Source organism: Streptomyces sp. NPDC020965 (genome assembly GCF_044333555.1).
Classification (GTDB): Bacteria; Actinomycetota; Actinomycetes; order Streptomycetales; family Streptomycetaceae; genus Streptomyces.
In genome coordinates this window covers 493476-500198 of record NZ_JBIRRE010000004.1, presented here as the reverse complement: position 1 = coordinate 500198, position 6723 = coordinate 493476, and the positions used below count along the sequence as shown (strand labels likewise).

6 protein-coding genes are annotated in these 6723 nt (G+C 73.2%); 3 read left to right on the top strand and 3 right to left on the bottom strand.

All coding sequences use genetic code 11. The annotated features are described in order from the left end of the window. Positions 1-123 precede the first annotated feature (123 nt). The gene (locus ACH4S7_RS15985) at positions 124-753 is read right to left on the bottom strand and encodes a hypothetical protein (RefSeq protein WP_398521892.1); all 630 of its coding nucleotides are present in this window, start codon (positions 751-753) and stop codon (positions 124-126) included. A gap of 201 nt (positions 754-954) precedes the next feature. Here ACH4S7_RS15985 and ACH4S7_RS15980 point away from each other — a divergent pair, with 201 nt between their 5' ends. Beyond that, the gene (locus tag ACH4S7_RS15980) at positions 955-2409 is read left to right on the top strand and encodes a helix-turn-helix domain-containing protein (RefSeq protein ID WP_398521760.1); all 1455 of its coding nucleotides are present in this window, start codon (positions 955-957) and stop codon (positions 2407-2409) included. A gap of 360 nt (positions 2410-2769) precedes the next feature. Here ACH4S7_RS15980 and ACH4S7_RS15975 read toward each other — a convergent pair whose 3' ends face one another. Further along, a complete protein-coding gene (locus ACH4S7_RS15975; protein ID WP_398521759.1) occupies positions 2770-3306 on the bottom strand; it encodes a GNAT family N-acetyltransferase in 537 nt (178 codons plus the stop codon). Positions 3307-3382: 76 nt separating this feature from the next. Continuing rightward, a complete protein-coding gene (locus tag ACH4S7_RS15970; protein WP_398521758.1) occupies positions 3383-4438 on the bottom strand; it encodes an Rv2578c family radical SAM protein in 1056 nt (351 codons plus the stop codon). Positions 4439-4615: 177 nt separating this feature from the next. On the opposite strand from ACH4S7_RS15970, the gene ACH4S7_RS15965 reads away from it, so the two are divergent. Next, positions 4616-5074, top strand: coding sequence for an SRPBCC family protein (locus tag ACH4S7_RS15965; protein ID WP_398521757.1), 459 nt, complete (start codon positions 4616-4618; stop codon positions 5072-5074). 868 nt (positions 5075-5942) lie between these two features. Beyond that, positions 5943-6638, top strand: coding sequence for a PAS domain-containing protein (locus tag ACH4S7_RS15960; protein WP_398521756.1), 696 nt, complete (start codon positions 5943-5945; stop codon positions 6636-6638). Positions 6639-6723 lie beyond the last annotated feature (85 nt).

The window sequence follows — 6723 nt, the reverse complement described above, 5'->3', positions numbered from 1 at the left end:
ACGCCAGGACACCAGGACACCAGGACACGAAGACACGAAGACACCCTGACGCACCGTGCCGCCCGGCTGGCTGGCGGGCGGCACGGAGAACGCTCCCGGGATCGACCCCGGTGACCGCGCGGCTCAGTAGAGCTTGGCCACCGACGTCGTCGCGGTCTTCTTGAAGCCGCTCAGCGGTGCACCGCTGAGGTCACCGAGCTGGGACCAGCCGACGACGGTCACCGTCCGGCCGTCCCGGCCGACCGAGTAGAGCGCGATCTCCGTCGAGCCGACTCCCGGATCGGCGGTGTCGATGCTGTAGACATGGGCGCCCTCCTCGACCTTGAGCTTCCCGTGGTAGCGGGTCTCGCCCCGCACCCCCGGGTACTGCTGCTGGAGCCTGTCGAGGCAACCGGCGACCGCGGCGCGGGCCTTGGTCACCAACTCCTTCGCCTTGGCCTCGGTGGCCGCGACCGTGATGGTCTGCTCGGCGCCGGTGTCCAGCTCGGTCCGGAAGACACGGTGCTTGCTGGACGCCTTCGGAAGGGCCTTGCCGGTGCAGAAGTCGTCGGCCGCGCCCGGCCGCACCTGCTCCGCCACCCACGGGGTGAGGGACTTCGGCAGCTCCTTGGCGGCGAGGAACTTCGGGGCTACGGGGGCCGGAGCCGCGGTCGCCGCGGTGGCCGCTCCGAGGGAGGCGACCGTCAGAGCGACGGTCGCGGCGAGCACGGTGGTCGCGGTCGCGGCGCCGGTGACCACGGTGCGGGCGGTCATGGTGCTGGTGCGGAAGATCTTCATGGAGTCGGTTCCCCCTGTGAGTGGTTGGCTGAACGATCACCAGCTTCGACAGCACGGGGCACGGGGGGCAAGCGCCATGGGCACCCCTGGCACAGTGGAACCATTCCACCCCCACTGACGTGGGAATACTCGACAGGGGTGGAACGCCCTCCTGGAACGGCGGGGGAGTTGGCGCGGTTGAGCACACGAGACTCCGACACCGAGGCGTTCGCACGGCGGCTGAGCGGCATTCGGGACGGATCGGGACGCAGCTACGGCGCGCTGGCGCGCCGGGTGGGCGTCAGCGCCTCCACCCTGCACCGGTACTGCTCGGGCCGTACGGTCCCGCTGGAGTTCGCCCCCGTGGAGCGACTGGCGCGGCTCTGCGGCTGCCAGGGGGAGGAACTGATCGCGCTGCACCGCCTCTGGGTGCTGGCGGACGCGGAGCGCCGACGCCGCCAGGAGGACGCGGCGGCGGGCGCGTCGGCCGCGAACCGGGCGGCGGGGCAGTCGGGCGCGGGCGCCGAGCCGGTGCCGGCGCCGGAATCAGTGCCGGAGCAAGGGCCGGGGCTGGAGCCGGGGTCGGAGCCAGAGTTGGGGCGGGTGTCGAGCGTCGAAGGTGTCGCTTCGGTGGCCGCCGCCGAGGTCGTGCCCCCGGCGGAGCGGGTGCGTGATGCCCCGACCGGGCGTGCGGTCACCCGCCGTCGCCACCAGGCCGCCTACGCCGCTCTCGCCGTCGTGACCGTCGTCGCCCTCGTCCTGCTGGCGTTCGACTGGTCACCCCTGCCCGCCGCCGGTGACCAACGCGGCGCCGAACAGCGCACCACGCAGCAGTACGCCGGCGCCCGGCCGTCCGGGGACGGCACCGTCGCCCCACCCTCCGCCGACGGGCCCAGCCCCCTGGCCTCCGCCTCGCCGACCGCGCCGAGGCCCGCGGCCACCGCACCCCCGTCCACGCCGACCCACAGCGCACGGCCCCCTGCCGGCCCGGCCCGGCCCAAGCCCTCCGTCCCCGCCCGGAACCGGAGCGGCGGGACACCGTTCACCTGGAGCGTCGATCAGCATGTGTGGCAGAACGGCTGCCAGCACTCCTACCTCATCGATCGCGCACCCTCCGCGGTGCCGCCGCCCCCGGCCGAGTCCGACGCCGAGTCGTGGAGCCGTTCGCTCGGAGCCCTGCACGCCGACGAGACCGCGGTGCGGATCACCGTCCAGGGCAGGAACGACGAGGCCGTGGTCCTTCAGTCGCTACGGGTGCGAGTGGCCGCCAAACGGCCGCCGCAGGCCCGGAACGTCTACCGGATGAGCCTCGGCTGCGGCGGGTCGATCACCCCGCGGATGTTCGACGTCGACCTGGACGGCCCGCGCCCGATCGCCCGCTCCGTGGCGGGCAGCGACTCCGGTGTGCCGATCCCCGCCGTCTCCTTCCCCTACCGGGTCTCGGTACGGGACCCGGAGGTGCTCCTCGTCACCGGCCGTACGGCCGGCTGTGACTGCGACTGGTACCTGGAGCTGAAGTGGAGCAGCGGCGACCGCTCGGGCGTCGTCCGGATCGACGACGACGGCCGGCCGTTCCGAACCAGCGGCGGGCCGGGCAGGCCCACCTACGAGTACGACACCATCACCGGCCGCTGGGCGCGGGCTTCTTCTTGAGGGCTCGGTTCGCCTCCGGGGCGCTGTGAGCGTGCGCCGACGGTCGATCGTGCCCTCCTCTTTTCGAAGGCTCGGTTCCCCTCCGGGGCGCCTTAAGCGTGCGCCGACGGTCGATCGTGCTCGATCCCTCGTTCCTCGGGACCTCCGCGCGTTCTCCCTTTCGACCCCCGCGCGCCCCTTCGGCTCACTCGCCAGGGGTGCCCGGGCCAGCCCTTTCGGCACCCGCGTGGCACGGGCGCTCACTCGCCGAGGGTGCGTCGCAAGGTCCTCTCTTTCGGTATCCGCGCGGGGCTTCGGCTCGCTCGCCGGCCCAACCGCGCCGCCCGGCCGCTCACTCGTCGGAGCGGTGTCAGGCCAGGCTCAGTGCCGGGGCGGGGCGCCCAGGGCCCGCCCGTACCGCACCTCGGGGACCTGGACGCCGCCCACCTCGAACGGCTCCTCGCCACCGTCGGCGACGAAGCCCGCCTTCGCGTAGAAGCGGCGCGCGCGGTGGTTCTCCTTGAGGACCCAGAGCCGGATCTCATGGAAGCCGGCCGCCTCCGCGCGGGCCGTCAGCTCGGCCATCAGCCCCCGGCCCACCCCCTGGTCCAGCCACTCCGGCAGTACATAGAGCGCGTACACCTCGCACTGCGCGGCCGTCGCGTCCGGGTCCCGGCCCGGACCGACGCAGCCCCAGCCGACGACCGTCCCGTCCGCCTCGGCGACGACATGGGTCGCCCGCCGGCTCGCGATGGACCCCCGGAGCCGCTCCGCGACCTCCGGCACGCTCAGCGCGTCGAGGTACGCCTGCGGGACCAGCCCCTGATAGGCGTACTGCCAGCCGCGCACCCTGACCTCGGCGATGGCGTGGAACTCGTCGGGCGCCGCGTCCCTGATCCGGAAACTGATCACATCCATGCGGCCATCCTGGCTCATACCGGGGTGGATCCGCCCCGGATTTCCGGCCGCCCCCGGGACCGGGGGCGACCGGTGCTCACAGCAGGGTCAACTGAGTCGGCAGGTCCGGTCCCGTCGGCTCGCGTTCGGGGTCGTCGTCCGTGGGCTCCGGCATCCGGAGGCGTCGGGGCATCCCGCCTCCGGTGGGGCCGATGCCGAACTCCGCCGCCAGCTCGTGGACCTGGCGGGTGATCCGCCGCTGGTACCAGGTGGGCGCGTACGCGCCCCCCGCGTACAGCCGCTCATAGCGCCGTACGAGATGGGGATGGTGCTCCGTCAGCCAGGCCATGAACCATTCCCGCGCACCGGGCCGCAGGTGCAGGACGAGCGGTGTCACCGAGGTCGCCCCCGACGCGGCGATGGCCCGTACCGTCGCGCGCAGTTGATCGGGCCGGTCACCGAGGAACGGGATGACCGGGGCCATCAGCACCCCACAGCCGATCCCGTGGTCGGTGAGCGTCCGTACGACGTCGAGGCGGCGTTCGGGCGCCGGGGTGCCTGGTTCGACCGTGCGCCACAGCTCGTCGTCGACGAAGCCGACCGAGACGGAGACACCGACCTCGGTCACCTCCGCGGACTGTCGGAGCAGTTCGAGATCGCGCAGGATCAGGGTGCCCTTGGTGAGGATCGAGAACGGGTTGGCGCGGTCGCGCAGGGCCGTGATGATGCCCGGCATCAACCGATACCGTCCTTCCGCCCTCTGATAACAATCAACATTCGTGCCCATCGCGATATGCGCGCCCTGCCAGCGCGGGGAGGCGAGCTGGCGGCGGAGCAGTTCGGGGGCGTTGATCTTCACCACGATCTGGGAGTCGAAGCCGAGGCCGGTGTCGAGGTCCAGATAGCTGTGGGTCTTGCGGGCGAAACAGTAGACGCACGCGTGCGAGCAACCCCGGTAGGGATTGACGGTCCATTCGAACGGCATCCGGGAGGCGCCCGGCACCCGGTTCAGAATCGAACGCGCGCGGATCTCATGGAAGGTGATGCCGCGGAATTCGGGGGTGTCGAACGTCCTGGTGGTGACGGCTGACGCGCCGAAGAGCGCCGCGTCCCCGGCAGCCGTGGGGTTCTCGGCCAGATGGTCCCAGCGCATGGTCGCCTCCTTCGTGTCTCTGTCCCGGCCGCGTCCCGGCCTCTCTTCCGAGAATAGAACACCTGTTCGCATGATCGTTGCAACCTTTCCAGGACCGGCCCCCGTCCGGCCCCGGATTGTGGCCCCCGAGCAGGAGGTGGTTGGCTAGCGGCACCAACCGAGTGCTGGAGGAAAGCAATGGCGCAGGTCGAGGCCACGACCGAACGGATCATCGCGGCGGACGCCGACACGGTGTTCGACACGCTGGCCGACTACGAGAACAGCCGCGCGAAGCTGCTGCCGCCGCAGTTCAGTGAGTACGAGGTCCGGGAGGGCGGCGACGGCGAGGGCACCCTCGTCCACTGGCGGCTCCAGGCCACCAGCAAGCGCGTGCGCGACTGTCTGCTGGAGGTCACCGAGCCGACCAACGGACAGCTCGTTGAGAAGGACCGCAACTCCACGATGGTCACCACCTGGACCGTCACCCCGGCCGGTGAGGGCAGCTGCCGGGCCGTCGTCACCTCCGTATGGAAGGGCGCGACCGGCATCGGCGGCTTCTTCGAGCGGACCTTCGCCCCCAAGGGGCTGGCCCGCATCCACGACCTCGTACTGGAGAACCTCGCGACCGAGACCGAGCAGAAGGCCGACCAGCGGTAGCCCAGGGACCGCACCGGCCACCGCGACGACGCGGCGGGCACCGGAGGTGGGCCGGGCGCCGCGACGGCACACCGGCCCCCGAGGCCGCCCCTGATTCCGAGGCCACCTGATTCCGGGCCGCCCCTGATTCCGAGGCCACCTGATTCCGGGGGCACACCGGCCCCGAGGCCGACCCCGGCTCCGAGGCCGCACCTGATTCCGGGCCGACCCCGGCTCCGATGCCGCCCCGGACTGCGGTGGCGTACCGGCTCGTCCGACGCATACCGGCAATCGGACCTGGTCCGGAGGCCGCCGTCCACACTCACCGCTTCGAGTGGTTTCCCCGCGGTGTCGTGGCGCCCGCTGAGCACCACGGGCCGCGGGAAGCCCCTGATGAGCACCCGACACAGCTGACGCACACGGCGGTCGCGCCACTTCCGCCCCACCGCTCGGCAGGCTCCGGCGAAGAGCGGGCGGGCCGCACCGGCCGCCGTCCCGCCGTCCGGCCCCGACCGCCCGGCCCGCGCCGACGCTGGTGACCGCCGCGCCGCGGCCCCTGCCGGAGACCACCGCCGGGGGGTGTCCCCGTAGCCCACGGAGATCGCCCACGGCCCGCCCGAGCCCGTCTTCGGCGCCCCGGTCAGCGGCACCACGAGAACACGACCCGTCGGCGGGGGAGTACGGGGTGACCGCGGCCGGATATCGGCCGGTCGCGGGCGGTGGACGGGCCGGCGGGGGAGCACCGTCCGGGGTACCGGAACCGAACGGGCGCCGGGGTTTCGCGCGGGCGCACGACCTATTCGGCCGTTGCCCCGCGCCCGGCGCGCGCGGCGCCGTACGGTGGGACGGAAGCCGCGCGTCCGGGCGGCGGGGAAGGAGCCTCCCACCGATGGAGAGTGGTGTTCCGCCGCGAGTGCCACGGCAGTACGCCATGGACGGCCGGATGTCGCTCGCCGTGGTCGTGGTGGACGGCGGCGGACTGGTGTCGCACTGGTCGCCCGCCGCCCGGCGGCTGTTCGGGCCGACCCGGCAGGAGGCGGTGGGCCGCACCGCCACCGATCTGCTCCCCGTCACCGGCGCCCTCGCGCCGGACGGCGAGTACGAGGCGTACGACAGCGGCCCCGGGTCGGGCATCGCGCCCGGCGGCCGTGTCTCGTACGCGACGGCGGGCCGGGCCAGGCTCTCCGAACCCGGCCGGGACCGGGTCGATGTGCTCTGGTGGGCGTATCCGATGGTCGGACCGGGCGACGAACGACTCCTCGTGCTGGCGGCGGACGCCACGGAGTTCGGCGCGGGTGACGAGAAGCGCGTCCGGCACCTCGCCCCCGGCTTCGGCCCGCACACCGAGTCCCCGGGCTCCGGCGACCTCGCCCGGGGGCTGCCGGAACTGCTCTCCGGCATGACGGCGCGGGAGTCCACCCGGATCGTCTCCCAGGTTCTCGATTTCGGCTGTCCCGTGCTGGAGTTCGGGCAGCTCGACCGGGTGCCGGTCGCCCCCGGCCGGGGCATATCCCGGCACGCCTCCGGGGGGCCGGTGGCGCGCCGGGTCGAGGAGTTACCCGGGCCCGGGAACCGGCCGCGCTGACGCGGTCCCCAGCAGGACGGACCGGGGGCCGTGGTGGCGGCTGCGCCGGCTTGGCGGGCCGGGCCGTCGCCCTTAGGCCCTGTCC